The organism is Stagnihabitans tardus, from assembly GCF_009925085.1.
Lineage (GTDB): Bacteria > Pseudomonadota > Alphaproteobacteria > Rhodobacterales > Rhodobacteraceae > Stagnihabitans > Stagnihabitans tardus.
Window position 1 is genome coordinate 1 of sequence record NZ_JAABNR010000061.1, and the last position, 2,492, is coordinate 2,492.

The window sequence follows — 2,492 nt, forward strand, 5'->3', positions numbered from 1 at the left end:
GCCACCGCGATCATGTCCTGCGCCAGGTGCTCGCCGATGCGGATGCCTGCGTCGAAGCGCTCGGCCACGATGTCGGTCAGGCCATAATCGACCGAGACCTCGACCGTCACCAGAGGATGCGCCGCCATCAGCCGGGCCAAAGCCGGTTGCAGGATCGCCAGCGCCGCATGTTCCGAGGTCGTGATGCGCAGGGCCCCCGAGGGCTGATCCGTCGCGGCCCGCAGCGCCGCCACCTCGGCCGCGATCTCGGTCAGGCGGGGACGCAGCACGGCGTAGAGCCGCTCGCCCCCTTGCGTCAGGCTGACCGACCGCGTGGTGCGGGCCAGGAGGCGGACGCCCATCCGCCGCTCCAACTTGGCCACGGTCTGCGACAGGGCCGAGGGCGAGACATTCAGCCGCGCCGCCGCCTTGGTGAAGCTGGAGAGCTCCGCCACCGCGGCAAAGGCGGCCAGGTCGTTCAGATCCTCGGTCATCGTGAAGCCTCGCTTACAACCCCATGCAGATTATGGGCGATTATCTTCATGGTCCAGCGGGGTTAGCTTGGCGTCAAAGGAGATCATCATGGAACACAGATCACTTGGCGGCTTAAGCGTCTCGGCGCTTGGATATGGCTGCATGGGCCTGACCTCGGCCTATGGGCAGGCCCTGCCCGAGGCCGAGGCCGTGGCCCTCATCCGCGTCGCCCATGACCGGGGCGTGACGCATTTCGACACGGCCGAGGCTTACGGCCCCTTCACCAACGAGGCCCTCCTCGGCCGCGCCATTATGCCGATCAAGGGCCAGGTGACCGTGGCCACCAAGTTCGGCTTCAACATCGCCCCCGACGGGACAAGGGGCCCCGGCACCAACAGCCGCCCCGCGCAAATCCGGGCGGTCTGCGAGGCTTCGCTGAAGCGGCTGGGGGTCGAGAAGATCGACCTCTTCTACCAGCACCGCGTTGACCCTGCCGTGCCGATCGAGGAGGTCGCAGGCACGGTCCGCGACCTGATCACTGAGGGCAAGGTCGGCCATTTCGGCCTCTCGGAGGCCGCAGCCACCACCATCGCCCGCGCCCATGCCGTGCAGCCCGTGGCCGCCGTGCAGTCCGAATTCTCGCTCTGGACCCGCGAGCCCGAGGCCGAGCTTTTCCCCACGCTGGAGCGTCTCGGCATCGGCTTCGTCCCCTTCAGCCCCCTGGGCGCGGGCTTCCTGACCGGCAAGGTCGCCGCTGACACGACCTTTGCGCCGGGGGATTTCCGCGCCATCTCCCCCCGCTTCGCCCCCGAGGCGCGGGAGGCGAACCTTGCCCTGGTCGCCGTCATCCAGGGTTTCGCCACCCGCCTGAACGCCACCCCGGCGCAGGTGGCGCTCGCCTGGTGCCTTGCCAAGCGGCCCTGGATCGTGCCGATCCCCGGCACCAAGCGGCTGGACCGGCTGACCGAGAACCTGGGCGCCGCCGCCCTGCATCTGACGCCCGAGATCGTCGCGGAGCTCGACGCCGCCAGCGCCGAGGTCGAGATCCAGGGCCTGCGCCTGCCCGCCCCGGTCCTGGCCATGTCGGGACTGTAAGTGGGTGCAGGCCACGTCACCGGGCTTCTGGCCGCCAGCCTCTTCCTGGCCGGGCTCTCGGCCGCCGCCATCACGCCCTACAGGGCCGTGGTGGCGGTCGAGACACTCGGACTGTCCAACACCGCCTGGGCCGTCATGCTGGGCTTCAACGCCGTGGCGACGGCCCTGGCCTCGGTGGTCCTGGGCCACTTGTCGGACCGGATCCGCGACCGCAGGCTCCTGGTGATCCTCGCGGCCATGATGGGCGTGCTGGCTTATGGAGCGATCTTCGCCCTGCCGGGGCGGCTAACCTATATCCTCTCCTTCTGCCTGGTCCTGCCCTTCGGCGGCACGCTCTTTTCGCAAAGCTTCGCCTTTTCCCGCGCCTGGTATGACCGCAACGCGCCCGAGCGGGCGATGATGATGACCTCGGTCCTGCGCACGGTCTTTTCGGCCGCCTGGGTCCTGGTGCCACCAGTCGCGGCCTGGATCGCAAGCCGCTTCGGCGTCTTTCAGGTCTTCGCCTTCGCCGCCCTCGGCCACCTGGGCTGCACCCTGGCCTTCGGCCTTCTCCTGACCCGTCCCGATGCGCTTTTGCCGCCCGCGCCCCGCGTGGCAGGGGGCTCCTTCCGCCGGATCGGGCGGCAAACCTGGGTGAGGATCGCGGGCATCCTGGGCCTGCGCACGGCGCTTCTGTTGAACATGACGCTTCTGCCGCTCTTCCTCTTGAACGACGCAGGCGGGAGCTATGCGGACATCGGACACACCGCCTCGGCCGCCGCGCTTTTGGAGATCCCCTTCATGCTGGCCTGGGGCTGGCTGGCGGGGCGCTGGGGGAAAGAGCGCGTCCTGGTGCTGAACGGCGCCCTTTACGCGGCCTACCTGGTGGCCATGGTCTTCGCCCGCACCCCGGCCCAGGTCCTGTGGCTGCAGATCCCCAATGCGGTGGCGACGGCGGCGCTGGT

Annotated in this window: 3 protein-coding genes; 2 read left to right on the plus strand and 1 reads right to left on the minus strand. The window is 69.2% G+C overall.

Annotated elements, in window-relative coordinates:
• Nucleotides 1-473: LysR family transcriptional regulator (locus GV832_RS21460; RefSeq protein WP_168776903.1), on the minus strand; the 473-nt coding region annotated here is incomplete at its 3' end.
• A gap of 88 nt (nt 474-561) precedes the next feature.
• Between GV832_RS21460 and GV832_RS21465 the strand changes: the two genes are divergently transcribed.
• Entirely contained in the window at nt 562-1,548 is a 987-nt protein-coding gene (locus GV832_RS21465; protein WP_168776904.1) for an aldo/keto reductase, read from the plus strand.
• Nucleotides 1,549-2,492 (plus strand): MFS transporter (locus GV832_RS21470; protein ID WP_168776905.1); only part of this gene is annotated, 944 nt, incomplete at its 3' end. It lies immediately after the preceding gene.